Annotated in this window: 25 protein-coding genes; 13 read left to right on the forward strand and 12 right to left on the reverse strand. The window is 65.4% G+C overall.

The window, feature by feature from the left end; genetic code table 11:
• Positions 1-43 precede the first annotated feature (43 nt).
• The 4 genes from ligA (at position 44) to E3C22_RS00610 (ending at position 3,997) form a co-directional block, all read left to right on the forward strand.
• Positions 44-2,164 (forward strand): NAD-dependent DNA ligase LigA, encoded by a 2,121-nt coding sequence (gene ligA / locus E3C22_RS00595; protein WP_134759214.1) that lies wholly within the window; start codon positions 44-46, stop codon positions 2,162-2,164.
• Positions 2,165-2,291: 127 nt separating this feature from the next.
• Positions 2,292-2,801: a YbjN domain-containing protein gene (locus tag E3C22_RS00600; protein ID WP_134759216.1), complete on the forward strand. Its 510-nt coding sequence runs from the start codon at positions 2,292-2,294 to the stop codon at positions 2,799-2,801.
• A 111-nt stretch (positions 2,802-2,912) separates the two neighbouring features.
• Positions 2,913-3,665 carry an AzlC family ABC transporter permease gene (locus E3C22_RS00605; protein ID WP_245514692.1) on the forward strand — a complete coding sequence of 251 codons (753 nt, stop codon included), beginning with the start codon at positions 2,913-2,915 and terminating at the stop codon, positions 3,663-3,665.
• Complete coding sequence (locus tag E3C22_RS00610) at positions 3,662-3,997, forward strand: AzlD family protein (protein ID WP_245514693.1); 336 nt, start codon at positions 3,662-3,664, stop codon at positions 3,995-3,997. Before E3C22_RS00605 ends, E3C22_RS00610 begins: the two co-directional genes overlap by 4 nt.
• A gap of 12 nt (positions 3,998-4,009) precedes the next feature.
• On the opposite strand, the gene E3C22_RS00615 is transcribed toward E3C22_RS00610, so the two are convergent.
• From E3C22_RS00615 to E3C22_RS00625, 3 genes are all read right to left on the reverse strand, one after another.
• The gene (locus E3C22_RS00615) at positions 4,010-4,543 is read right to left on the reverse strand and encodes a cytochrome b (protein WP_134759218.1); all 534 of its coding nucleotides are present in this window, start codon (positions 4,541-4,543) and stop codon (positions 4,010-4,012) included.
• A 193-nt stretch (positions 4,544-4,736) separates the two neighbouring features.
• On the reverse strand, positions 4,737-5,927 hold the full coding sequence (locus E3C22_RS00620; protein WP_134759220.1) for a vWA domain-containing protein: 1,191 nt from the start codon (positions 5,925-5,927) through the stop codon (positions 4,737-4,739).
• A gap of 144 nt (positions 5,928-6,071) precedes the next feature.
• Positions 6,072-6,293 carry a hypothetical protein gene (locus E3C22_RS00625; protein ID WP_134759222.1) on the reverse strand — a complete coding sequence of 74 codons (222 nt, stop codon included), beginning with the start codon at positions 6,291-6,293 and terminating at the stop codon, positions 6,072-6,074.
• 311 nt (positions 6,294-6,604) lie between these two features.
• On the opposite strand from E3C22_RS00625, the gene E3C22_RS00630 reads away from it, so the two are divergent.
• Complete coding sequence (locus E3C22_RS00630) at positions 6,605-8,578, forward strand: methyl-accepting chemotaxis protein (protein WP_167591579.1); 1,974 nt, start codon at positions 6,605-6,607, stop codon at positions 8,576-8,578.
• A gap of 209 nt (positions 8,579-8,787) precedes the next feature.
• Here the strand turns inward: E3C22_RS00630 and E3C22_RS00635 are convergent, their stop codons facing one another.
• From E3C22_RS00635 to E3C22_RS00650, 4 genes are all read right to left on the reverse strand, one after another.
• Positions 8,788-9,000 carry a hypothetical protein gene (locus E3C22_RS00635; protein ID WP_134759226.1) on the reverse strand — a complete coding sequence of 71 codons (213 nt, stop codon included), beginning with the start codon at positions 8,998-9,000 and terminating at the stop codon, positions 8,788-8,790.
• A 229-nt stretch (positions 9,001-9,229) separates the two neighbouring features.
• Positions 9,230-9,712: a 30S ribosomal protein S9 gene (rpsI, locus tag E3C22_RS00640; protein ID WP_134759228.1), complete on the reverse strand. Its 483-nt coding sequence runs from the start codon at positions 9,710-9,712 to the stop codon at positions 9,230-9,232.
• A complete protein-coding gene (gene rplM / locus E3C22_RS00645; protein WP_134759230.1) occupies positions 9,712-10,176 on the reverse strand; it encodes a 50S ribosomal protein L13 in 465 nt (154 codons plus the stop codon). The genes rpsI and rplM overlap by 1 nt, the downstream gene beginning before the upstream one ends.
• 186 nt (positions 10,177-10,362) lie before the next feature.
• A complete protein-coding gene (locus E3C22_RS00650) occupies positions 10,363-10,827 on the reverse strand; it encodes a PaaI family thioesterase (RefSeq protein WP_134759232.1) in 465 nt (154 codons plus the stop codon).
• A gap of 103 nt (positions 10,828-10,930) precedes the next feature.
• Between E3C22_RS00650 and E3C22_RS00655 the strand changes: the two genes are divergently transcribed.
• From E3C22_RS00655 to E3C22_RS00665, 3 genes are read left to right on the forward strand one after another with little or no spacing between them, the layout of a single operon-like run.
• A complete protein-coding gene (locus tag E3C22_RS00655; protein ID WP_134759234.1) occupies positions 10,931-11,188 on the forward strand; it encodes a hypothetical protein in 258 nt (85 codons plus the stop codon).
• Positions 11,167-11,982, forward strand: coding sequence for an enoyl-CoA hydratase (locus E3C22_RS00660; RefSeq protein WP_134759236.1), 816 nt, complete (start codon positions 11,167-11,169; stop codon positions 11,980-11,982). Before E3C22_RS00655 ends, E3C22_RS00660 begins: the two co-directional genes overlap by 22 nt.
• Positions 11,979-12,560, forward strand: coding sequence for a CoA-binding protein (locus E3C22_RS00665; RefSeq protein ID WP_134759238.1), 582 nt, complete (start codon positions 11,979-11,981; stop codon positions 12,558-12,560). Before E3C22_RS00660 ends, E3C22_RS00665 begins: the two co-directional genes overlap by 4 nt.
• A gap of 11 nt (positions 12,561-12,571) precedes the next feature.
• On the opposite strand, the gene E3C22_RS00670 is transcribed toward E3C22_RS00665, so the two are convergent.
• Complete coding sequence (locus E3C22_RS00670) at positions 12,572-13,729, reverse strand: GGDEF domain-containing protein (protein WP_167591580.1); 1,158 nt, start codon at positions 13,727-13,729, stop codon at positions 12,572-12,574.
• 480 nt (positions 13,730-14,209) lie between these two features.
• On the opposite strand from E3C22_RS00670, the gene E3C22_RS00675 reads away from it, so the two are divergent.
• The gene (locus E3C22_RS00675) at positions 14,210-14,938 is read left to right on the forward strand and encodes a sulfotransferase-like domain-containing protein (protein WP_134759242.1); all 729 of its coding nucleotides are present in this window, start codon (positions 14,210-14,212) and stop codon (positions 14,936-14,938) included.
• A gap of 100 nt (positions 14,939-15,038) precedes the next feature.
• On the opposite strand, the gene E3C22_RS00680 is transcribed toward E3C22_RS00675, so the two are convergent.
• Entirely contained in the window at positions 15,039-16,142 is a 1,104-nt protein-coding gene (locus tag E3C22_RS00680) for a Gfo/Idh/MocA family protein (RefSeq protein WP_134759244.1), read from the reverse strand.
• 212 nt (positions 16,143-16,354) lie between these two features.
• Here E3C22_RS00680 and E3C22_RS00685 point away from each other — a divergent pair, with 212 nt between their 5' ends.
• From E3C22_RS00685 to E3C22_RS00695, 4 genes are all read left to right on the forward strand, one after another.
• Positions 16,355-16,813, forward strand: a complete 459-nt coding sequence (locus E3C22_RS00685) for a hypothetical protein (RefSeq protein ID WP_134759246.1) — start codon at positions 16,355-16,357, stop codon at positions 16,811-16,813.
• Positions 16,814-16,975: 162 nt separating this feature from the next.
• Positions 16,976-18,253, forward strand: a complete 1,278-nt coding sequence (locus tag E3C22_RS00690; protein WP_134759248.1) for an O-acetylhomoserine aminocarboxypropyltransferase — start codon at positions 16,976-16,978, stop codon at positions 18,251-18,253.
• Between the two features lie 102 nt (positions 18,254-18,355).
• Complete coding sequence (locus tag E3C22_RS24355) at positions 18,356-18,499, forward strand: hypothetical protein (RefSeq protein WP_167591581.1); 144 nt, start codon at positions 18,356-18,358, stop codon at positions 18,497-18,499.
• Positions 18,500-18,582: 83 nt separating this feature from the next.
• Positions 18,583-18,930, forward strand: a complete 348-nt coding sequence (locus tag E3C22_RS00695) for a cupin domain-containing protein (RefSeq protein WP_134759250.1) — start codon at positions 18,583-18,585, stop codon at positions 18,928-18,930.
• 513 nt (positions 18,931-19,443) lie between these two features.
• On the opposite strand, the gene E3C22_RS00700 is transcribed toward E3C22_RS00695, so the two are convergent.
• The 3 genes from E3C22_RS00700 to E3C22_RS00710 form a co-directional block, all read right to left on the reverse strand.
• Positions 19,444-20,730 (reverse strand): cytochrome P450, encoded by a 1,287-nt coding sequence (locus E3C22_RS00700; RefSeq protein WP_134759251.1) that lies wholly within the window; start codon positions 20,728-20,730, stop codon positions 19,444-19,446.
• A 236-nt stretch (positions 20,731-20,966) separates the two neighbouring features.
• On the reverse strand, positions 20,967-21,689 hold the full coding sequence (locus E3C22_RS00705; protein ID WP_134759253.1) for a hypothetical protein: 723 nt from the start codon (positions 21,687-21,689) through the stop codon (positions 20,967-20,969).
• Between the two features lie 151 nt (positions 21,690-21,840).
• On the reverse strand, positions 21,841-22,803 hold the full coding sequence (locus tag E3C22_RS00710; protein WP_134759255.1) for a formate/nitrite transporter family protein: 963 nt from the start codon (positions 22,801-22,803) through the stop codon (positions 21,841-21,843).
• Between the last annotated feature and the right edge of the window lie 20 nt (positions 22,804-22,823).

Consider the following 22,823-nt stretch of genomic DNA (forward strand, 5'->3'; position numbering starts at 1 on the left):
CGCCGAGCCGCCGGTCGCCGAGCGAGACGGAGCAAGTTTTGACATGGCCGACAGACCGGTCGAAGAGCTGAACGAAGCCGAAGCCGCCGAGGAGCTGGAGCGGCTCGCCGGCGAAATCGCCGAGCATGACGCCCGCTACTACCGCGAGGACGCGCCGAGCGTCTCCGACGCCGAATACGATGCGCTGCGGCGGCGCAACAGCCAGATCGAGGCAAGGTTTCCTGCCCTGATCCGCGAGGATTCGCCCTCCGTCAGGGTGGGCTCGGAGGTTTCGGAAAAGTTCGGCAAGATCCGCCATGCGCTGCCGATGCTCTCGCTGGACAACGCCTTTTCCGACGAGGATGTCGCGGATTTCGCCAAACGCGTGCGCCGCTTTCTCAAGCTTGCCGAGGACGCGCCGCTGGCGATCACCGCCGAGCCGAAGATCGACGGACTGTCGCTGTCCCTGCGCTACGAGGCCGGAGAGCTCGTCTCTGCCGCGACGCGCGGCGACGGCACGACGGGCGAGGACGTCACCCGTAATGCGCGGACGATCGGCGACATCCCGAACAAGCTGAAGGGCAAGGCGCCCGAAGTCTTCGAGGTACGCGGCGAGGTCTATATGAGCCACGAGGCGTTCCAGGCCCTCAACGCCCGCCAGGCAGAAACCGGCGGCCCGGTCTATGCCAATCCGCGCAACGCTGCGGCCGGCTCGCTGCGCCAGCTCGATGCCGGCATCACCCGCTCGCGGAAGCTGCAATTCTTCGCCTATGCCTGGGGCGAGACGAGCGATGTGCCGGGCGCCACCCAGACGGAGGTGGTCGCCGCGCTCGGCAAGATGGGCTTCTCGGTCAATCCGCTGATGCAGCGCTTCGAGACGATCGACGCGTTGATCGAGCACTACCATAAGATCGAAGAGCAGCGATCGAGTCTTGGCTACGACATCGACGGCGTCGTCTACAAGGTCGACGATCTGGAGCTGCAGAAGCGGCTCGGCTTCGTCTCGCGCTCGCCCCGCTGGGCGATCGCCCACAAATTTCCCGCCGAGAAGGCGACGACGCTCCTTCACGACATCGAGATCCAGGTCGGTCGCACCGGCGCGCTGACGCCGGTCGCCAAGCTCGAACCGGTTACCGTCGGCGGCGTCGTCGTCACCAATGCGACGCTTCACAATGCCGACGAGATCGCGAGGCTCGATGTCAGGATCGGCGACACAGTGGAGATCCAGCGGGCCGGCGACGTCATTCCCCAGGTGCTCGGCGTCGTCGAAGCGAAGCGGCCGAAAGGAGCCGAGCCCTTCGCCTTCCCGGCGGTCTGTCCCTGCGAGCTCTCGACCGAAGTGGTGCAGGAGGAAACGGCCTCGGGCGCGAAAAGCGTCGTCAGGCGCTGCACCGGCGAGTTCGCCTGCCCGTTTCAGCGCCGCGAGCACCTGAAGCTCTTCGTTTCGCGCAAGGCCTTCGACATCGACGGCCTCGGCGACAAGCAGATCGACTTCTTCTATGACGACCCGGACTTCCCGGTCCGCACCCCTGCCGACATCTTCACCCTGAAGCGCCGCAACGATGCCGGCATGAAGAAGCTGAAGGACAAGGAGGGCTTCGGCGAGCTCTCGGCGAAGAACCTCTTCGAGGCGATCGAGGCACGGCGGCCGATCGGCCTCGACCGGCTGATCTTCTCCTTCGGTATCCGCCATGTCGGCGAGGCGACGGCGCGGGTGCTGGCAAGGGCCTATGGCAGCTTCGAAGCCTTTCACGAGGCGGGCCTGAAGATTGCCGCCGGCGACGAGGAAGCCGCCACCGAGATGGATGCGCTGGAGGATATCGGCGGAGCGGTGATCACCGCCGTCACGCGGTTCTTCTCCGAGGAGCACAATCTGAAACTCGTCGAGGCGCTGGTCGCCGAGCTTCAGGTGGAGGAAGTGGAAAAGCCCGCCGAGACCTCGCCGGTCGCCGGCAAGACGGTGGTCTTCACCGGTTCTCTCGAAAAGATGACCCGCGACGAGGCGAAGGCCATGGCCGAGGGGCTGGGCGCGAAGACCGCCGGATCGGTATCGAAGAAGACCGATCTCGTCGTTGCCGGCCCCGGTGCCGGCTCGAAGCTGAAGAAGGCCGAGGAACTCGGCATCGAGGTGGTCGACGAGGATGGCTGGTTCACGCTGATCGGCCGCGAACCCACCGTAACGTAAGGCGTTTTTGCCGCGGTGCAGAACCGCCACGGCGGCCGGCGAAAGCTTCTACCTCGTCCGGCCGGCTCTTGCGTCGGCGAGGCGCGGGCGGCAGCGTCGCGCGAAACGACGACACACGGGACTGCCCATGACCGACCGACCGGCGCGCGGCCTGCGCTCAGCCATTCTTCTCGCGGCGCTCCTGTCGCTCTTTGCCGGCCCGGCGCCCGCCACCGAGGCGAGGGCCGCCGCCGAGACCATCGACCGCAACGATTTTCCGGCGATGCTGGACCTTGCGAGGGGCTATGGCGAGGCGGAACTGACCAAGACCGAGACCGGCGATCCGGTGATCGCCGGCGACATCAACGGCACCGCCTATCAGCTGTTCTTCCTCGACTGCCGGAACAATCGCGACTGCCGCACCCTGAACTTCTACGCCATATGGGACGGCGCCGGCGTGTCGCTCGATCTCGTCAATCACTGGAATTCCCTTGGCGCCTACAACAAGTCCTACCTCACCGAAACGGGAATGCCAGTCGTCGAGCTCAACGCCTCCTCATTCGACCTGACCAGGCGGCGGCTCGCCGATCTCTTCGACCGCTGGACGGTCACGCTGGCCGAATTTCCCCGCGAAGTGCTCGACAAGGCCGATCAGTAGGGCTTGCGGCCCGCACCGCAGGAAAGCGGTTGGGGCTCGCCCGACTTGCTGTATCGTCACCGAACGGTCGAATCGGTCGCCTTGCCCCATCACCCTTTCCGGCAGTCCCCATTGAACATCGACGCCCCATCGAGCGACAGGCCGGCGGATGCCGCGAGCGAGCGCAGGGATGCCTTGCGGGCGCTGCTGCCGGTGCTGCTCGCGGTCCTGCCCTTCGGCATGGTCTATGGCGCAGTCGCGGTGCAGAAGGGGCTGACGACCGCCGAGGCGCTCGGCTTTTCCGGCGCGATCTTCGCCGGCGCCTCGCAGCTCGCGGCGCTCGAACTGATGGGCATCGGCGCGCCGATCTGGTCGATCCTTTTGACGGTCTTCGCGCTGAACTTCCGCCATGTGCTCTATTCGGCGTCGATCAGCCGGCATCTGGGCGGGTTTTCCCCGGTGCAGAAGGCGCTCGCCTTCTTTCTGCTGGTGGATCCGCTGTTCGGATCGGCGGAGGTACGCGCGGCACAGCGGCGGCTGACGCCGACATTCTACTTCACCTACGGCGTCACGCTCTATTGCAGCTGGCTGCTGGCGACCCTTGCCGGGGCGAGTTTCGGGCGGCTGATCGAGGACCCCGACGCCTTCGGTCTCGATTTCGTGCTGCCGGTCTATTTCCTCGGCCTCGTCATGAGCTTTCGCCGGCGGGCATCCTTCTATCCCGTTGCCGGCACCAGCCTCGTCGTCTCGGTCATCGCCTACTGGCTGGCCGGGCCGCCCTGGCATGTCAGCCTCGGCGGGCTCGCCGGCATTGCCGTCGCCGCGGTCATCGGCCCGCCCAAACGCCAGGCCGGGCGCGAGACGCGGCGGGGAGTGGCGTCGTGAACGGCGAACCTCTGCTCTCCGAGGGCGCCTGGTCGGTCGGCTCGATCTGGTTCATCATCCTCGCCGCCGGCGCTCTGACCTATGTGACGCGCTTCGGCGGCCACATCCTGATCCAGCTTCTCGGCACCATCCCGCCCCGCGCCTCGGCAGCGCTCGACGCTGTCCCTGCGGCGGTGATGACGGCGATCGTCGCACCGGTGCTCGTCTCCGGCGACTGGGCCGAGCGGGTCGCCATCGTCGTCTGCACGGTCCTGTCCTTCCGGTTGCCGCTGATCGTCGTCGTCGTCATCGGCACCGTCATGGTCGCTGCGGCGCGGGCGCTGTTGACGTGAGCTGACGGCCATTCACACCGTGCCCGGCACGAAGATCCGCTTCAGGACGTTGGTCTTGAACCAGAACTGCTGGGCCAGCGCGCCCACCACATGCAGCCCGATCAGAATCAGGAGCGGCGTCCACATGAGTTCGTGGACCTCGCCTGCCTCGCCGATGACAAGGAACCAGGCAACCAGACCGGCGATCGGCATGAGGATCAGGATCGCGTAGATCAGGCCGTGGGTGATCCTGGCGAGCCAGGACGCCCAGGTCGGTTCTTCGGCGGGGTAGGGCGGCCGGCCGTGGGCGAAGCGGTCCCACAGCCGGACCAGCGCCGCGACGAGCACCAGCGTTCCGGCAATGATGTGCACCCAGCCCCAGGTCTCGGTCGCCGCGTCGATCTCGGTGCCGCGACGCGTGGCGCGCCACATGTCGACCATCCATTCGTGGTCGATGAACTGGACGATGATCAGCACGACGATCGTCCAGTGCAGCGCCACGCTGAGAGAGGACCAGCCCGTCGAACGCGGGGCTGAGACGGGAGTGGGGTTGGCTGAAGCAGTCATTCGCCGGCGATCCTGTAGAGACAGTTCTGGAGGAGGCCGCGGCTGCGGATGCTGACGGCCTGTCGATAGCGCCGCACTATCTGTGCAGCGAGCTCATCAGGCAAAATAAGAATCGTTACAATCTGCACCAGTGGCAAGGTGCCGCGCCTTGCGTCCCGGCGATCTGCCCGAAAAGCGGCGGTGCGCCTGGCTTTCAGCGCGCGAGTTCGCGCGTCGCCGCCTCGATGCCGGCAAGCGTCAGCGGAAACATCCGTCCGTCCATCGCCTCGCGGATCATGCCGACCGACTGGGTGTAGTCCCAGTAGCGCTGGTTCGACGGGTTGAGCCAGGCGGCCTTCGACCACTTGGCCGTCAGCCTGTCCAGCCAGACGCCGCCAGGCTCGGCGTTCCAGTGCTCGACCGAGCCTCCGGGCATGGCGATCTCATAGGGGCTCATCGCCGCGTCGCCGACGAACAGCGCCTTGTAGTCCGGGCCATAGGTGCGGATCACCTCCTCGGTCGGGGTGACCTCGGCGTGTCTGCGGCGATTGTCCTTCCACAGCCGCTCATAGGGGCAGTTGTGGAAATAGAAGAAGTCGAGGTGCTTGAACTCGGCCCGTGCCGCGGAAAACAGCTGCTCGACCTCGCGCACGTGATCGTCCATCGAGCCGCCAACATCGAGGAAGAGCAGGAGCTTCACGGCGTTGTGGCGCTCGGGGCGGGTCTTCACGTCGAGATAGCCCTTGCGGGCGGTGGAATCGATCGTCGCGTCGAGCGCGAATTCCTCTTGCGAGCCCTGGCGAACCCAGCGTCGCAAGCGCTTCATCGCGATGCGGATGTTGCGGGTGCCGAGCTCGACGTCGTCGTCGAAATCCCGGAATTCGCGCTTGTCCCAGACCTTGACGGCGCGGCGGTGCCGGCTTTCGTTCTGGCCGATGCGCACTCCCTCGGGATTGTAGCCATAGGCGCCGAAAGGCGAAGTGCCGCCTGTGCCGACCCATTTGTTGCCGCCCTGATGGCGGCCTTTCTGCTCTTCCAGCCGCTGCCTCAGCGTCTCCATCAGCTTGTCGAAGCCGCCGAGGCCCTCGACCAGCTTTTTCTCCTCCTCGGTGAGATGCTTCTCGGCGAGCCGGCGCAGCCACTCTTCGGGAAGCTCACGCGCGGCGATCTCGCCCTCCGCCGCCCCCGAGACGGCCTCGACGCCCTTGAAGACATCGGCGAACACCCGGTCGAACCGGTCGACGAAGCGCTCGTCCTTCACCAGGCACGCGCGGGCAAGGAAATAGAAGGCCTCGACGTCATAGGCGACGAGATCGGCCTGCATCGCTTCGAGCAGCTGCAGGTGCTCGCGCAGCGTCACCGGGACGCCGACGGCCTTGAGCTTGAGGAAGAAGGTCAGGAACATGGCGCCGATGGTAGTGCGTTCGTTGTCCCAAGGCGAGCGACGAAAGACCGGATCGAAAAGGCCTTGATTCAGAAAGGCCGGGCCACCTTCTCGGTTGGCCCGGCCCATCGGATTGTAGTCAAGAGGTATGCCCGCAAACGGATCTTACCTCGATGGTTCGTCCGCTTCCTCATCGCCATCGACAGCCTCGGCCGGCCGTCGCTCTGGCTCGCCGCCAAGGCGGTCGATGCTGCCCGGCCGGTCGAAGGCGTTGTCCTCGCTCGGCCGCGCCTTGGGTGCGTCGCGGCGGTAGCCGAGATCCTGGTCGCGATCCTGCGCGTCGGGATTGTTCTGCTGGTTGTCGAATTTGTCCGGCGCGTTGCTCATCGTCCGGTCCTTTCCCTGCCACTGGTTGCCGCACCGTCGCAGATTCCTGCGGCCCGGTGCCTCAGCGCTAACCAACGGCTGCAGCCTTCGTTCCGCTCCCTTATATGCGCACCAGCGTAAGAATGTCATTTTAACTTATAAATTGCGCGTACTTTACGTAAATGCAACTATTGCCGATGACACCAAATCTTAAATCACGCCGATTTATTGCCTTGGCTAAAGTTGGACTGAACGCAAGTGAAATCCCGGTAAGGCTTCAGATATATTGGAGCCTCGAATTTCTGTTTCGCCAAAGAGACGAGGGACGACGCATGAGCGCCAGATCGAAGCGCCTTCAGAAGACCATCTCGATCGCCATCGTTTCGGCGATCGCCGCAATTCTCTGCGGCGAAATCGTCGTCGACCGGATGCATGAAGCGAACATCGCCCGCCTGCGGGAGACGACGGCTTCCGAGCTCGCATTCGCGCGCAAGTCTCTCGATCTCGCGGTCCTGCAGAAGGAAATTCAGATCGACGTCGTCCAGGTGCAGCAGTTCCTGACCGACGTTTCGGCGACGCGCGGCCTCGACGGTCTGGCGGACGGTTTCGATCTGGCCAAGGAACATGCCGAATCCTTTGCCGGCAATCTCGCCGCCGCACGCGATCTCGCGACGGGCCTCGACGCCAGGGAGACGCTGGCGACCCTCGACGAACTTCAGACGGCGTTCCCGCCATTCTACGCCCTCGGCCAGAAGATGGCACAGGCCTATGTCGCCGAGGGCCCGGCCGGCGGAAACCTGCTGATGGGCGACTTCGACGAAACGGCGCAGCGTCTCGGCGAGGCGGTCGACAAGTCGAAGGCCAGCATCGACGCTCTCCTCGAAAGGCTCGCCTCCCAGCAGAACGACGTTGCGTCCGACGCTGCGGTGAAGGCCGAAATCGCCTCCGCGCTGTCGATCGCCATGGGCGTGATGACGATCGTCGCCGGCCTTGCGCTCATCCTGTTCACGCGCCGCCGCCTGATGGCGCCCCTCGACCATGTCACCGACGCCCTCGACCGGCTCGCCCGCGGTGAGCAAGTGGACGATCTGGGCGAGGCCGGGCGCCGCGACGAGGTCGGTGATCTCGCCCGGGCCTTCCAGGCTTTCAAGCGCGCCGCCGAAGAGAAGGCACGGCTCGAGAGCGAGGCCAATGCCCGCCGGGACGAGGCCGATGCCGAGCGCGGCCGCGCGGCCGAGTTCCAGGCCGTGACCGCCCGGGAACAGGCGATGGTCGTCGCGGAGATCGGGCAGGGGCTCTCGGCAGTCTCGGCGGGCCGGTTGGCCTACCGGATCGAGGCGACGTTCCCGGCCGCATACGAAGGCCTCAAGGCCGATTTCAACTCGGCCGTCGCGACGCTCGACCGGACCATGGCGACGATTTCGCTCAGCGGCGAACAGATCCGCGTCGGCTCGCGCGAGATGTCCCAGGCGACCGACGACCTGTCGCGACGGACCGAACAGCAGGCGGCGAGCCTCGAGGAGACCGCTGCAGCGCTCGGCGAGGTGACGGACGGCATTCGGCGCACGGCCGAAAGCGTCGGCAACGCGCGCAACGCCGTCGCCCGCGCGAAGCAGGAGGCCGAGCAGTCCGGCAGCGTCGTCGACGGGGCGATCGCGGCGATGGGCAACATCGAGAATTCGTCGCAGCAGATCTCGCAGATCATCGGCGTCATCGACGAGATCGCCTTCCAGACCAACCTCCTGGCGCTGAATGCCGGCGTCGAGGCGGCGAGGGCCGGCGAGGCCGGCAAGGGTTTTGCCGTCGTCGCCCAGGAAGTCCGGGCGCTCGCCCAGCGCTCCGCCGAGGCCGCCAAGGAGATCAAGGCGCTCATCAGCCGTTCGGCGGATCAGGTGGCGGACGGGGTTCACCTCGTCGGCGAAGCCGGCGAGTCGCTGAAGGCGATCGCCGACCACGTTGCGACGATCAACGGCATCGTCCGCGAAATCGCCGCCTCGTCGGAGGAGCAGGCTGCGAGCCTTTCCGAGGTCAATACCGCGGTCACCAACATGGACCAGATGACCCAGCAGAACGCCGCGATGGTCGAGGAATCGACGGCTGCGGCCAACCATCTGTTGAGCGAGGCCGATGAACTGGCACGGCTGATCGGCCAGTTCGAACTCGCCTCTGCGCCCCGCCGGGCCGCGGTCGCGACGTCGCCGCGCAAGTCGAAGCCGGCCGCCGCCCCCCGGCTGCAGTCGGTCGGGAGCGCCGCGCTGAAGCCGGTGGCCGAGGCGAGCGAGGCCGCCGACTGGCAGGACTTCTGAGCGGCTTGGCGGCGGTTTTTGCCGCCGCTCGTTCAAGATTGCCCGAACTGTCGAGGGAGCCGACGAAAAAAGACCCGTCGCGGACCACCCCCGCGCCGGGTCTCGTCGTTTCGGGAGCGGCGTTCCCACTTGCGTCGCCGCGCCGACGGGAGGAAGGCAAGCGGCCGTGCCGACGCTGCGCGGTCCCGTCGGCGAGTTGCCTATGGCCGTCAGGCGAAGCGGCGGCGGACGAGTTCCTCCAGCACATTCGGGTCGACCTTGTCGCAGGCCATGAGCAGGCGGGCGATCGGCTCGTCAAGCAGTTCATCGAGGCTTGGCTCGCCTTTCAGGCAGTCCGCGGAGAGGGATTGCCGATTGCCGCCGCGCTCTTTGATCCAAGTGAAGAAACTTTCAAAAGTTTCTGAACTCGATAGGGAATCCATCGTCTTCGTCCTCGTTGATGGCAGCCGATATGTGCCAGATTCGAACGGCGGGAAGATGACAATCGCAATATATCGGCTGCCCTCACCGAAGGGTGACGGGAGCCTTGCCGGGAGGAACCGCCCAGCCGACGGCGGGGTCCGCAACCGGACCGGCGGGGCATGAAAAAAGCCGCCGGACGATTGCCCGGCGGCCGCTGCAATGGCGATCGCTTCGACCGGACGGTCGCGATCAGCGCTTGGAGAACTGGAAGGACCGGCGGGCCTTCGCCTTGCCGTACTTCTTGCGCTCGACCGTACGCGAGTCGCGTGTCAGGAAGCCGCCCTTCTTCAGAACCGAGCGAAGGCCCGGCTCGTAATAGGTCAGCGCCTTGGAGATGCCGTGGCGCACCGCGCCGGCCTGGCCGGAGAGACCACCGCCGGCGACCGTCGCGACGATGTCGAACTGGCCGTCACGATCGGTCGCAACGATCGGCTGGCGCAGCACCATCTGCAGGACCGGCCGCGCGAAATAGGCGGTGAAGTCCTTGTCGTTGACGATGATCTTGCCGGAGCCGGGCTTCACCCAGACGCGGGCGACGGCGTCCTTGCGCTTGCCGGTGGCATAGGCGCGGCCGAACTTGTCGAGCTTCTGGACATGGACCGGGGCGTCGGCCTGCGGGGCAGGGACGTTCGCGGCGGTGCCGAGGTCTTCGAGTGACGAGAGCTGGGACATCAGGCTGCCCTCACATTCTTGGAGTTCATCGCCCGGACATCGAGCGTTTCGGGAGACTGCGCCTCGTGCGGATGGTTCGGTCCGGCATAGACGCGGAGATTCTTCAGCTGGCGACGGCCGAGCGGTCCGCGCGGCAGCATGCGCTCGACGGCCTTCTCGACGACGCGCTCGGGAAAGCGCCCCTCGAGGATCTCGCGCGCCTTGCGCTCCTTGATGCCGCCGGCATAGCCGGTGTGCCAGTAATAGGTCTTGTCCCAGTATTTCTTACCGGTCAGGACCACCTTGTCGGCATTGACGATGATGATGTTGTCGCCATCGTCGACATGCGGCGTGAAAGTGGCCTTGTGCTTGCCCCTGAGGCGAAGCGCGACGAGGGAAGCCAGGCGACCGACGACGAGCCCTTCGGCGTCGATGACGATCCACTTCTTCACCACCGTCTCGGTCTTCTGCGAGAAGGTTTTCATGGGTTGCCCCTGGATGTTGGTCTTGTTCTCGAGGCAAGCCTTCGGGGCCGCCATACGAAAAGGGCGGCCGACGGGCCGCTCTTCGTGGGGGCTTCCATACGGGCAGCCGATCACCGTGTCAACGCCGAATGGCTGCGGTGGCCGGGCGCAATCCTCTGACATGCAGGGGATTGGGCGATAGTGGTATTATTTTACCGCAATATTCCCGGCGCCGTCCTTGGCCTCTCGCGTCGGCGGGATCGAGTAGGTCGCGACGGCATGGCAGACGGTGGTGCCGTCGTCTTCGCCGGAAATCGCCACCTCCACCACTGCCAGCCGTTTGCCGAGCTTCAGGATCGAGGCTCTTGCCTCCAGCGTCCCCGGCGGCGGCTTGATCAGGAAGTTGATCGACATGTTGGTGGTGACCGCCAGTGCCACCGGTCCGATATGGGCGAGGATCGCGACATAGGCCGAGACGTCGGCGAGGGTGAAGAGCGTCGGTCCGGAGACGGTGCCGCCCGGGCGCAGATGCCGCTCGGCGGCGACCAGCTTCATGGTGACGAAGCCTTCGCCGATCGCTTCGACGGAAAAGCCGCTCTCCGGCCCCATCACCTGGGGAAACCCCTCGCTGAGAAACCTGCGCAGTTCCTCGACATGCATGACCGGTTTCATGCGACGCCCTCCCACAATCCCCGGACCGCGATGCATTGGCTCGGGCCGGTCTCCCGACTATGTTCAGATCAGGAACCGCCGGCTGCGGCAAGGAGGCACGCGCATGGCGCCGATGATGAGTTCACTCACCGACGCTCTCAGTCAGGCCAGTCTCGACGACGAGAAGGCGCGCAAGGCTGCTGAGGAAGCTGCCGACTGCGCAGAGAAGCTGAACCAAAGCGACGAGGGGTTCACCGCCCTCGACCGCCGCTTAAAATCTCTTCCAGTGAATGGTCGTTTTCAGTCTCGGGAAGACGCTGGCGGTCCTGTTCCATCACCCGACAAAAAGCTGAAAGCCGCATGGCCGAAATTCTCGAAATGACCCCCGCGCCACATCCGATCGAGGTGCAGAAGGCTCCCGGCATCACCCGGATCGCTCTGTCCAGCCCGCCGGCGAATGCGCTGTCGATCGCCACGATGGATGCACTGTCCAAGGCATTGACTGCAGCAGCGAAGGACACCGACTGCCGCGTCGTGGTGCTCGCCGCCAACGGCAAGGTGTTTTCCGCCGGCCACGACCTCAAGGAACTCACCGCCCATCGGGCGGACGAGGACCGCGGCCGGGCCTTTTTCGAAAAGACGATGCGCCAGTGCTCGGCGCTGATGCAGCAGATCGTCCGCCATCGCTGCCCGGTGATCGCCGAGGTGAACGGTCTTGCGACCGCCGCCGGTTGCCAGCTCGTCGCCTCCTGCGATCTCGCCATCGCCTCGGAAGAGGCGCAGTTCCAGACGCCAGGCGTCAATATCGGGCTGTTCTGCTCAACGCCGATGGTGGCGCTGTCGCGCAATCTCACCCGCAAGCACGCCATGGAGATGCTGCTCACCGGCGAGCGGATCGACGCGCGGACCGCCCGCGAGTTCGGCCTGGTCAATCGCGTCGTGCCGCCGGAATATCTCGGCACCGTCGTCGGAAAATACGCGACCACCATCGCCTCAAAATCGGCGGCGACTGTCCGGATCGGCAAGGAGGCCTTCTACGCCCAGGCCGAAATGGGCCTCGCCGAGGCCTACGACCATGCCGCCGCGGTGATGGTGGAAAACATGCTGGCCCGCGATGCGGAAGAAGGGATCGGCGCCTTCCTCGACAAGCGCCAGCCGGAATGGACCGGACGATGAACGATCTGACCGCCAGCGATCAGGTGGCAGCCGGCGATGCCACATCGAAAGACGCGGCGCCGCTCTCCTATCCGGATGCGCTGATCCAAAATATCCTTTCCGAGACGAAGACCATCGCCATGGTCGGCGCCAGCGCCAAGGAAATCCGGCCGTCTTTTTTCGTTCTGAAATATCTCCTCGCCAAGGGCTTCGAGGTCATTCCGGTCAATCCGGGTTTGGCCGGCAAGACAATCCTCGGCCAGACCGTCTATCCGGATCTCAAATCGATCCCGGTTGCGATTGACATGGTCGACGTCTTTCGCGGCTCCGATGCCGTCCCCGGCATCGTCGAGGAGGCGCTCAGCCTCGCCCCGCTGCCGAAGGTGATCTGGATGCAGCTCACCGTCCGCCACGACGAGGCTGCGGCGGAGGCGGAGGCCGCCGGCATCACGGTGATCATGGATCGCTGCCCGAAGATCGAATATGCCCGGCTGTCCGGCGAGATCGGCTGGAACGGCGTCAATTCGCGGGTGCTGTCGTCGAAAAAGCCCAAGCTTGGCAAGGGCTATCAGAGCTTCGGCCTCAACACCCGCCGCTGACGGGCGCCCGTTCACGCGGCATGCGGCGCCGTGTTGGGGACGATGAGGCCGCTCGGATGGATCGCGACGCGGTCTCGGCCGGCATTCTTGGCGCGGGAAAGCGCCTCTTCCGCCGCCGAAAGGGCGTCGCGGATTGGCTCCTGCGGCGAGAAGGCTGCGACGCCGAAGCTTGCGGTCAGCCGATGCTTGGCGTCGAGGCCCGGATGATCCACGGAGCCGATGGCGGTGCGGATCGTCACCGCCAGCGACACGCCCTCGGCGACCGAGGTGGATGGCAAAAGCAGCGCGAATTCGCCGCGGCCGAGCCGGGCTGCCGATACGTGCGCATCGAGCAGGATCCTGCCAGCCGCCTGGATCACCGCATCGCCGACGTCGCGGCCGTAGCGATCGTTGATCCGCCTGAAGTGGTCGATGTCGCAGAGCACCACGACACCGCTCTGCTGGCGCATTCCCGCTGCCATCCGGTCGAAGGCGCGGCGGTTGAAGAGGCCCGTCAGCGGATCGTGTTCGGAGCGGTCGTGATAGCTCGCAATGACGCCGCCGAGAACCTTCGCGACGATGAGGAAGGCCGCGATCGGTGCCAGGAACGCGGTGATCGCGACGAGCAGGCGCTCGATTTCGAGACGCGTGAGACCGTAGACCGACAGCTCCTGCGGCTCCATTGCCGGATAGACCGGGATCCGCAGGATAAAGACGACTGCCAGCATGACGATTGCCGCAAGCAGCGCGTAGTCGAGAGGGCTCTTGCGGTGCAGCCGGCCGAGGCAGAGCAGCATGTCGATGAGCGCCAGGGCGGCGGCCGTCTTGAACGGCAGCGTCTGATAGACCGTCTCGATGCCCATTCCGGCGATGACCAGCGAGACACAGACCAGAACGGCGATCGTCGCGACGAAGGGAACGCTCGAGGGACTGCGTCCGATGGCGAGCCGGATCGTCTGGCTGGCGCAGAGATATTTCAGCGGCATGAGGACGGTGGCGCCGGTGATCTGCAGCCAGGTCTCGTAGCCGAAGGTGAGCACGACAATTTCGAGGCCGGAACAGAGCAGCGTCGCGGCGAGCCAGAGGAGCGAGGACTGGCTGCGCATTCCGCAATAGATCAGGGCACACAGCAGCGCGAGGGCGATGACCAGCCCGAAGACCGCACCGAAGATGCCGACAGTTTCGCCCACCTCAAGTCCTCGCCGCCCGTCTGGCGTTGCCTTACGACCGCGTGGCCATCGAGGTTGCCGGCGCGCCGTCAGCTGTTCGGCGCAACCGGACCCGCAGCCTTCCGACGGCCTCATTCCCATCTGATCGCCGGCCCGCCTGAGAATGCCGTCCGTCTCTTCGGCGGTGCCGCTTGCCCGGTCGTCACCCCCGCCAGATTGGAAGGCTGCTCCGGGCCGCGCCGGTTAGCGCGATACGATCAGGGAATCCCAAGCGCCGATGATTTGCAATATAATTTTCGGTAGAGAAACCAACCGTTTTGTCTCGCCTTCTGAAAAGCGTTGAGAATCCCGTCGGCTAGGAGAGCTGGGGACGACAGCCGATTTTCGGATCTGGCGCTTGAGCTTGCCTGGCCGAGGGCGAAGACTCGGCCATCCTCGCTGGCGGCTGCAGCTGAAACCCCCAGCGTCCGCTGCCTTGAGTCGATCGACAGGAGAATACCGATGACGGTTCGCATCGCCATGTGGTCCGGGCCCCGCAACATCTCGACGGCGATGATGCGCTCCTTCGGCGCGAGACCCGACGCGGCCGTTTCGGACGAGCCGTTCTTCGGCGCCTATCTCAGGCTGACGGGCGCGCCGCATCCGATGTCGGCGGAAACCATGGCTTCCATGGACTGCGACTACCGCTCTGTTCTCGCCGCGATCAGTGGCCCGGTGCCAGGCGGCGCGGACGTCTGGTATCAGAAGCATATGGCCCATCACATGGTTTCTGACGTCGGCATTGCTGACATGCCGGGCCACCGCCACGCCTTTCTCATCCGCACACCGGAGCGGGTCGCGGCGAGCTACGCCGCCAAGAACGCGCTCGATCGGCCCGAACTGCTCGGCTACGGCATCCTGCGGCGATATTTCGAATGGGAGGCGGAAAGGCTCGGCCGGGCGCCGGCGGTGATCGATGCCGACGACCTCTTGGCCCGGCCGGCCGAGACGCTGCAGGCGCTCTGTGAGGCACTGGAGATCCCCTGGAGCGAGGCGATGCTCTCCTGGGAGAAGGGGCCACACCCGGAAGACGGCGTCTGGGGCGCCCACTGGTACGCCAGCGTCAACCAGTCGACCACTTTCGCGCCGCCGCCGACCGCCATGCCGCGGCTGTCGCCTGCCCATCAGGCCATCGGCGACGCCTGCCGTGCCGATTACGAGGCGCTTCATCGCTACCGGCTGGGAGGGTAACGGACGAGGCGGCCGCGAACAGGCCCTCGCGTCCCTCGGCGACGACCGGTTGCGGATACTTTCGCCAGACCGGCCGTGATCACCATGCCACTGGTCGCGACTATTCCATCGGCACATCGATGCCGACGAGATCCGGGCTTTTTGCCAGTTTCAGCTCGCGCGTCTGGTCGGGGCCGATGCGGCGCTGGCGCGAGCGAGGCTCGAGTTTCTGCGCCTCGCCCGTCTCGATCGCCCGTTCGATCGCGGCCAGCACGATCATGTCGAGCACGCCTTCCTCGCCGTTCGGCTCGGGATCGCGACCTTCGAGGATGCAGTCGGAGAAATACTCCGTCTCGCCGGCGAACTGATCGACGACCGGCGCTTCGTGATGGGTCGTCTCGCCGTTCGTGATGAGGTCGTAGGTGATCGCGGTGCCGGCGCCGAAGCCGAAGGCCGGGGCGATGTTCATCGCGCCTTCCGTGCCGACCAGATAGGCCTGGTCGACGCCTTCCGACGAATAGGAGAGGGTGAAGCTCGCTTGCCGCGCTTCGGTGAATTTCAGGATGACGCTGACGGTGTCGTCGCAGCCGAGGCCGCGGTCGGTGCGCGAGGCGAAGGCCATGACCTCGACCGGCTCGGCCTCGAAGAGGTTGCGCACGGCATTGATCGGATAGGTGCCCATGTCCGGCACCGGCCCCGCCCAGTAGCCGCTGGTGGCGCGATGGTTCGACGCCTTGACCGTCTGCGAGAAGGTCGAGGTGAAGAAGCGCGGCTTGCCGATCTCACCCTTCCTTACTGCCTCGACCATGGCGACGGTGCCGGGTTCGCAGTGCAGCCGGTAGGCGATCATCAGCCTCGCGCCGGAAGCCTTTGTCGCCGCCTCGATGGCCTCTGCGTCCTCGACGCTGACCTCCATCGGCTTTTCGAGAAGCACATGGATGCCCGCCTTCAGGGCCGGCTCGGCGAATTCCCGATGACGGAAGTTCGGCGTCGCGACATAGACCGCGTCGACCTTGCCGCTTTTCAGCATCGCCTCGTAGTCGTCATAGCCGTAGACGTCGAGGCCGTAGTGCTTGCCGAGTTCCTCGCCCTTGGCCCTGTCGCCCGTGACGATCGCCGTCATCAGCGAATTGGAGGTCTGCCCGACGCCCGGCATGAAGGCGGCCTGCGAGATCCAGCCGCCGCCGACGACGCCGTAGCGGATTTTTCCTTCGAGGCTCGCCATGGCAATTCCCGCGTCTCGGACTGAAGTGACTGTTCGTCGGCGAAGTAGCACCGTCCCGAAATTCGTCGAGATCGGAGGATTTCGGATGGGCGGCGTCGTTGTCGTCTTTAGGTTGTGTATAATTGATGATACAATCAAAATCTCAAGCGGTACGCGCGCACAGCCTTCGGCGAGACCGGGCGTCGCGGGTGATCAAGACGGAGTTGACGACAATGGAATTCGTCGAAGAGCGCGTGCGCACCGCAAAGGCGTATGCCGAAGCATTCGGCGGAGTATCGCGGGTTTTCGCCAATAAGGCGGCCGTCCACGCGCTGAACGAGAGAATCAAGGCGAATTGGTTTCAGTCGGCGCTCCGAGAAAAACGTTCGAAGCTCAAACTCGGAGACGGCATTTTGATCGTCGTTTCATTTCATCAGCGTGAAACATTTGTCGGAACGGTGATCAAGGATGCTTGGCCTGACGTCGGACCTATAGCGTCCAATCCCGCTTTGGCCATCCACTGGTATAGGCAAAGTCCGAAGCTATACGCTGCCCCGAGTGGGGGATTTCGGCGAGAGGAAAGTTATCACTGGGACCGTGGGGGTTCGGCCGGCCAGTCCATCGACGACTTCCCGCAGCTGATCGGCGCGGAGCCACGCGCAGACCGCTGTTATATGCCGCAACATCCCTGAGACTTCGCCGTCGCGGCTGGGGCTTTGTCCGTTGAGTGGCAACGCCTTTGGCAAGACCGAATTCACCGCCATGTGAGATGCCGATACGGGCTTGCCAGATGTATCCACTGGGTGGTGCACGTGTTACTTCCTCCCTGAATTCGAGCATCAGGGAGGTACACAATGAGCGAACCGAAATTCGAGACGCTGGCGATCCATGCGGGCGCCCAGCCGGACCCCGCGACCGGGGCGCGTGCGACGCCGATCTACCAGACCACGTCCTTCGTCTTCGACGACGTCGACCACGCCGCCTCGCTGTTCGGGCTCCAGCAGTTCGGCAACATCTACACCCGCATCATGAATCCCACCCAGGCGGTGCTGGAGGAGCGGGTCGCGGCGCTGGAAGGCGGCACTGCGGCGCTGGCTGTCGCCTCCGGCCATGCCGCTCAGATGATCGTCTTTCAGGCGCTGATGCGGCCGGGCGAGGAGTTCGTTGCCTCGCGCAAGCTCTATGGCGGCTCGATCAACCAGTTCGGCCACGCCTTCAAATCCTTCGACTGGCGGGTGAAATGGGCCGATCCCTTCGATCTCGCCGACATCGAGGCGCAGATCACCGAGAAGACCAAGGCGATCTTCATCGAGTCCATCGCCAATCCGGGCGGCGTCGTCCTCGACATCGCTGCGATCGCTAAGATCGCCCATCGCCACAAGCTGCCGCTGATCGTCGACAACACCATGGCGACGCCGTATCTCTGCCGGCCGCTCGAGCATGGGGCCGACATCGTCGTCCATTCGCTGACGAAGTTCATGGGCGGCCATGGCAACTCGATGGGTGGCGTTATCGTCGACGGCGGCAGCTTCGACTGGTCGGCCGACGACCGCTATCCGATGCTGTCGGAGCCGCGGCCGGAATATAACGGCATCGTCCTCCACGAGACCTTCGGCAACTTCGCCTTCGCCATCGCCTGCCGGGTGCTCGGCCTGCGCGATCTCGGCCCGGCCATCTCGCCGTTCAACGCCTTCATGATCCTCACCGGCATCGAGACGCTGCCGCTGCGCATGCAGCGGCACTGCGACAACGCCTTGACGGTCGCCGAGCACCTGCAGGGCCACGAGCAGGTCGCCTGGGTCTCCTATGCCGGGCTGCCGGGCGATCTCTCCCACGAGCGGATGCAGACCTACTGCCCGAAGGGCGCGGGCGCCGTCTTCACCTTCGGTCTCAAGGGCGGCTACGAAGCGGGCGTCAAGTTCGTCGAGGCGCTGGAGCTGTTCTCCCACCTTGCCAATATCGGCGACACCCGCTCGCTGGTGATCCACCCGGCCTCGACCACCCACCGCCAGCTTGCCGACGACCAGAAGACCGCCGCCGGCGCCGGGCCGGACGTCGTGCGCCTGTCGATCGGCATCGAGGAGGTCTCCGATATCATCGCCGATCTCGACCAAGCGCTGGCGAAGATCTGACGGTGTGAGCGGCCCGGTGCATCACCTTCGATGCGCCGGGCGCTGCCTGCGGCAACGGCCGGTCCCAAAGGCGTCGCGATGGCGCTCCGACGGCCGCCAACGATGCGCCGCGACAAGCTTCCCCGGCCAGGCAGGGCTGCCATGCGGGAACGGCTGCGCCGGCTGCGCATTCCCGCCCGTCTGCCGATCGTCAAAAGCATCGGCCCGAAAATCGGAACCGATTTTCTCGAAAGCACGATGCGGTGATTCAATGACTGAGAGCGTTCTCCGTGCGTCCATTCGGACGCGCGGCGCTCCAGCGGCGAGCGGCACCGGACCAAGGAGCGACCATGACCGACCATCTGATCCGTTTCGACAAGGCGGGCGTCGAGCCCGAAACGGCATCGCCGGACAAGGAGAAGGTGAAGAGCGGACGGCCGACCAACAGGACCTGGAACCTCGAGGACGACGGCAACGGGCTCTATGCCGGCATCTGGGAATCCACCGCTGGCGAGTGGGATGTCGACTATACCGAGTGGGAGTTCTTCCACATTCTCGAAGGCGTCTCGATCCTGACCGAGGAGGGCGGCGAGCCGCTCAAGCTGATGGCCGGCGACAGCTTCGTCATCCGGCCCGGCTTCAAGGGGCGCTGGAAGGTCGTCGAGCCGACGAAGAAGCATTACGTCGTGAAGGTGTGAGGCTGCGGGCTGTACCGCTGGCGCCCTCGCACCTTCACCCTTCGAGGCTCGCTTCGCTCGCACCTCGGGATGACGAGGCTCTTCGGCCCTGTGCTTAAAGAATGGATGCCAGGCTTTCCGACGCCTTCGGGCGGTAAACGGGCGAGGACGCCGCGTGATATTTGATGCGGCGATACGGCCGGGCTCCCGACACATGGGCAACAGCGACCGCCGCGCCAATGAAAGCCCCTCATCCTGAGGTGCGTAGCCGCTCGGAGAGTGGCGGAGCCTCGAAGGGCGAGGGGCTCCGACACCGAAGCGGCATGCGCCGAACGCCTCCAAGACCGGCATCCGCACGCTCGCCCTTCGAGGCCGCCTGCGGCGGCACCTCAGGGTGAGGGTGCTTGGGTTGCGACGCTGCAGCTCGACGAATGATGAGCGGGTTCAGTTCTTTTTGGCCCGGCAGCGCGGCCGAGCGCGCGATACGCAGAGTTGTCCCGACGGGCCGGGAACGACAAAGCGGCGGGGCCGCCCTCAGGTCGAGCGACCAGGCGCGGCGTCCAGCCGCTTCAGCCCATGAAAGTGCCAGCTGTCGCGGTAACGCGGGCGCGTCGCAAGGCGCAGCCCCGGACACCGTGCGAACAGCCGCGTCAGAGCGATCTGCAGCTCCAGCCGAGCAAGCGGAGCGCCGATGCAGAAATGGATGCCGCCGCCGAAGGCGGTGATCGTCTTTGCCGAGCGGTCGAGAAAACGGCCGGGCAGGAAGACGTCCGGATCGTCATAGGCGGCGGGGTCGCGATTGGCCGCGGCAAGCAGCAGCGCCACCTTGTCGCCGCGGGCCAGCCGGACACCGCCCGACAGCTCGACCGGTTCCAGCGCATAGCGCTCGAAGAGATGCAGTGGCGGGTCGAAGCGGAGGGTCTCCTCGACGGCGGCTTCGGCCGCCGCATCGCTGGCAAGGAGCGAAGCCGGATCGGCACCGGTCGCCGCACTCCATTCCAGGATGGTCGTTACCGCATTGCCGATCTGGTGAACCGTCGCCTCGTGCCCGGCATTGAGAAGCAGCACGACCAGCGAGATCAGCTCGTCCCGTTCGAGCCTGCCGGCCTCGCTTTCGGCGGCGATCAGCGCCGAGACGAGATCGTCGCCGGGTCGCTTCGATTTCGCCTGGACGACGTCGCGCAGAAAGGACGCGAAGTCCTTGGCTGCATCGTTCGCAGCCATCTCGGTCTGCGGGGTGCGACCGGGCGTGTACATCGCCACCATGCGGTGCGACCAGTCGAGCAGCCGGTCGGCGGCCTCTCGCGGCACGCCGATGAGATCGGCGATTACCAGGACGGGCAGAGGCGCCGCATAGGCCGTGACGAGATCGACCGTGTCCGACGTCTCGAAACCGTCGATGAGCCGGTCGGCGATCGCCGCGATCTTCGGCGCCAGTCGCTCGATCTGGCGCGAAACGAAGGCCTTCGTCAGCAGCCCCCGCAGCCTCGTATGGGTCGGCGGCTCGAGCTCCAGCAGCGAGTTCGCCTCGAGCGCGTAGAAGGCCGCAAGATGCGCCGGCTTGCCGGAAAAATCCGGCCGCCCCTCGACATTATCGGGAACGATCCGTCCGAAGCGGCGGTCCCTCAGGATCGACGAGACCAGATCGTGCCTCGCGACGGCGAGGGCGCCGACCGCCTCCCACCGCGCCATGCCGCCGGCCCGGAGGAACGCGGCATAGGCGGGGTAGGGGTTCTGGAAGAAGGCCGGGTCGCGCGGATCGAGCGTGAGTTCGCCGGCGGCGAGGCGAAAGTCTGGGGGGAGGGCGAGATCGTCGGACATGCCGCTTCATCGCGCCGGCTTTGCTCCGACGCAATGGGCCTGTCCGCAATAGGCCAGTGCGCAATAAGCTATTACGGATGGCTCGGGGCCGACAACTCCGCAGGAGAAGAGCCAGCGAGCCGCGGCATGGGACAAGGCGCGTCTGCGGCTAGCCGCTGGGGCGTTTTGCCGACCGGAGACGCACAAACTCGCCGAAAGCCGTCAATTCCCGCTGATGGCTGTCGAGATTGCGTTACTCAGCAGGAGCCGCGCAGATGCACCTGCTTCCAGCCGCTGCGCTCGCCGCGGACCTTCACGGTTACCTGCCTGGTGCCGTATTCCGCCGGGATGACCCGCGCGACCTGATGCTCCGGCTCGATCACGCCCCATTCGCGGACGGTCTCGTAGCGAGGCGCGACGACATAGCGTTCGACCGTCGCTTCGCGCACCAGCACCCTTTCGCGGGAGATGCCGTACCGGGCGGGGATCACCTCGGTCCATTCCCGGCCGGGCACGACGATGGCGCGGGTGCTCGAGCCGTAGCGTGGCGCGACGGCGATGCGGCAATAGACCCGCTTGCCGTTGACGATCCGCCATTCGAAGCGATCGCCTCCCGGCTCGAGCAGCACGGGCTCGGACACCGTCTGATAGGTCGACGGCGCGGCTCGGCGGATGACCTGTGCCGGTTCGAGGACGATCTGCTTCTCGACGTAGCGATATTCGGCCGGGACGTGGCGCTCCGTGACGCCCCCTGGCTCGACCAGCACCTCCCGGGTGACCCAGCCGTAGCGGGCGGGGACGACGTCATAGACCCGTTCCGCCGGGCGGACGACATAGGTCTCCTCGACCGTCGCATAGGCCGCCGGTTCCACCACCGGCTGATAGCAGGCAGTCGGGCTGCCGCCGGCGCTCGCCGGGGCGATGGCCAGCGAGAGACTGCTCGCGGCGGTCAATAGAGCGATGAGCGGTCTTGCAGCCATACCCGTTCTCCCGGATCGATACCTCGTCGAAACCAGGATAACGCGCTTTCCTTCAAAGCGTATCGAAGTAGAACGGTCTGACTGCGGCTAGGGTTAAACTCGCATAATTGAATGAAATGCCGTGTATCACTCTTGAGACGGTGCCCGGTCTTCAGTGCCGATGCTTCTTCTCGATGCCGATCAGCCAGTCGCGCCAGTTCAGCCGTTCGCCATAACGCTCGAACAGACGGGAGTCCTTGTGTTCGGCAAAGAGCGCGTAGTTGAGCACGGCAACGAAGGTGACGCCGCCGATCGTATTGCCGAGCAGCACCGGCAGGACGAACTCCGGAAACAGTGGCAGGAGATCGACGTCGGACTCGCGGAAGGCGAGGAAGAACACCTCCACGGACGAGGTAATGACGTGAAAGAAGGCCCCGACGCCGATGAAATACATCAGCAGCCAGACGACCAGGATGCGCGAGACGGTGTCCTTGCAGGCATGCACCAGCCAGACCATGGCGGCGACGATCCAGCCGGCGATGATCGCCTTCGAGAAGATCTTGAACCAGCCGGTCTCATGGGCATGCCGGCCGATCTCGATGGCCTTTTCGAGCCGCGGCGCGTCGAGTACGTCGAAATAGGCGAGGAGGGCGGCGACGCCGACGGCGCCGACCATGTTGGCGACGAGCACCACCAGCCACAGCCGCGCGAGATTGGCGACACTGGCAAGCTTCGTCAGCACCAGCACCACCGGTGTCAGGGTGTTCTCGGTGAAGAGCTGGTAGCGGCCGAGAACGATGATCAGGAAGCCGACCGGATAGAGCAGGTTGCCGACGACGCCGGGCGTCGCCTCGTGGGCCGTCTCGGCGAAGATGACGCGGGCGAGAAAGGTCAGGCCGAGCGCACCGCCGGCGCCGAGGCCGCTCCAGAACAGATAGCGGTTCGTCGCGTCGAGTTCGTGGTCGGCGACCGAGAGGACGCGGGCGAAGATCTCCTCGAAGGAGAAGAAGTCGCGGATCGTCGAGCCGTCGGAGGGGGCATTGTCCAGCGACTCTTCCGGATCCCGCCGGGCCTTTTCCGCCTCGTCGGCGTCTTCGTTGAGGTCGTCCCGAGCGATATTGGCCTCGCGCACCATCGACGTGTTTTCCGCGCCTG

This window comes from Jiella endophytica (genome assembly GCF_004519335.1).
Lineage (GTDB): Bacteria > Pseudomonadota > Alphaproteobacteria > Rhizobiales > Rhizobiaceae > Jiella > Jiella endophytica.

Bases quoted from the DNA above. Each gene is read 5' to 3' on its own strand.
- ligA (WP_134759214.1), top strand. From the start codon at position 44: ATGGCCGACAGACCGGTCGAAGAGCTGAACGAAGCCGAAGCCGCCGAG.
- E3C22_RS00600 (WP_134759216.1), top strand. From the start codon at position 2,292: ATGACCGACCGACCGGCGCGCGGCCTGCGCTCAGCCATTCTTCTCGCG.
- E3C22_RS00615 (WP_134759218.1), bottom strand. From the start codon at position 4,543: ATGACTGCTTCAGCCAACCCCACTCCCGTCTCAGCCCCGCGTTCGACG.
- E3C22_RS00620 (WP_134759220.1), bottom strand. From the start codon at position 5,927: ATGTTCCTGACCTTCTTCCTCAAGCTCAAGGCCGTCGGCGTCCCGGTG.
- E3C22_RS00625 (WP_134759222.1), bottom strand. From the start codon at position 6,293: ATGAGCAACGCGCCGGACAAATTCGACAACCAGCAGAACAATCCCGAC.
- E3C22_RS00630 (WP_167591579.1), top strand. From the start codon at position 6,605: ATGAGCGCCAGATCGAAGCGCCTTCAGAAGACCATCTCGATCGCCATC.
- E3C22_RS00635 (WP_134759226.1), bottom strand. From the start codon at position 9,000: ATGGATTCCCTATCGAGTTCAGAAACTTTTGAAAGTTTCTTCACTTGG.
- rpsI (WP_134759228.1), bottom strand. From the start codon at position 9,712: ATGTCCCAGCTCTCGTCACTCGAAGACCTCGGCACCGCCGCGAACGTC.
- rplM (WP_134759230.1), bottom strand. From the start codon at position 10,176: ATGAAAACCTTCTCGCAGAAGACCGAGACGGTGGTGAAGAAGTGGATC.
- E3C22_RS00650 (WP_134759232.1), bottom strand. From the start codon at position 10,827: ATGAAACCGGTCATGCATGTCGAGGAACTGCGCAGGTTTCTCAGCGAG.
- E3C22_RS00655 (WP_134759234.1), top strand. From the start codon at position 10,931: ATGGCGCCGATGATGAGTTCACTCACCGACGCTCTCAGTCAGGCCAGT.
- E3C22_RS00660 (WP_134759236.1), top strand. From the start codon at position 11,167: ATGGCCGAAATTCTCGAAATGACCCCCGCGCCACATCCGATCGAGGTG.
- E3C22_RS00665 (WP_134759238.1), top strand. From the start codon at position 11,979: ATGAACGATCTGACCGCCAGCGATCAGGTGGCAGCCGGCGATGCCACA.
- E3C22_RS00675 (WP_134759242.1), top strand. From the start codon at position 14,210: ATGACGGTTCGCATCGCCATGTGGTCCGGGCCCCGCAACATCTCGACG.
- E3C22_RS00680 (WP_134759244.1), bottom strand. From the start codon at position 16,142: ATGGCGAGCCTCGAAGGAAAAATCCGCTACGGCGTCGTCGGCGGCGGC.
- E3C22_RS00685 (WP_134759246.1), top strand. From the start codon at position 16,355: ATGGAATTCGTCGAAGAGCGCGTGCGCACCGCAAAGGCGTATGCCGAA.
- E3C22_RS00690 (WP_134759248.1), top strand. From the start codon at position 16,976: ATGAGCGAACCGAAATTCGAGACGCTGGCGATCCATGCGGGCGCCCAG.
- E3C22_RS24355 (WP_167591581.1), top strand. From the start codon at position 18,356: ATGCGCCGCGACAAGCTTCCCCGGCCAGGCAGGGCTGCCATGCGGGAA.
- E3C22_RS00695 (WP_134759250.1), top strand. From the start codon at position 18,583: ATGACCGACCATCTGATCCGTTTCGACAAGGCGGGCGTCGAGCCCGAA.
- E3C22_RS00700 (WP_134759251.1), bottom strand. From the start codon at position 20,730: ATGTCCGACGATCTCGCCCTCCCCCCAGACTTTCGCCTCGCCGCCGGC.
- E3C22_RS00705 (WP_134759253.1), bottom strand. From the start codon at position 21,689: ATGGCTGCAAGACCGCTCATCGCTCTATTGACCGCCGCGAGCAGTCTC.
- E3C22_RS00710 (WP_134759255.1), bottom strand. From the start codon at position 22,803: ATGGTGCGCGAGGCCAATATCGCTCGGGACGACCTCAACGAAGACGCC.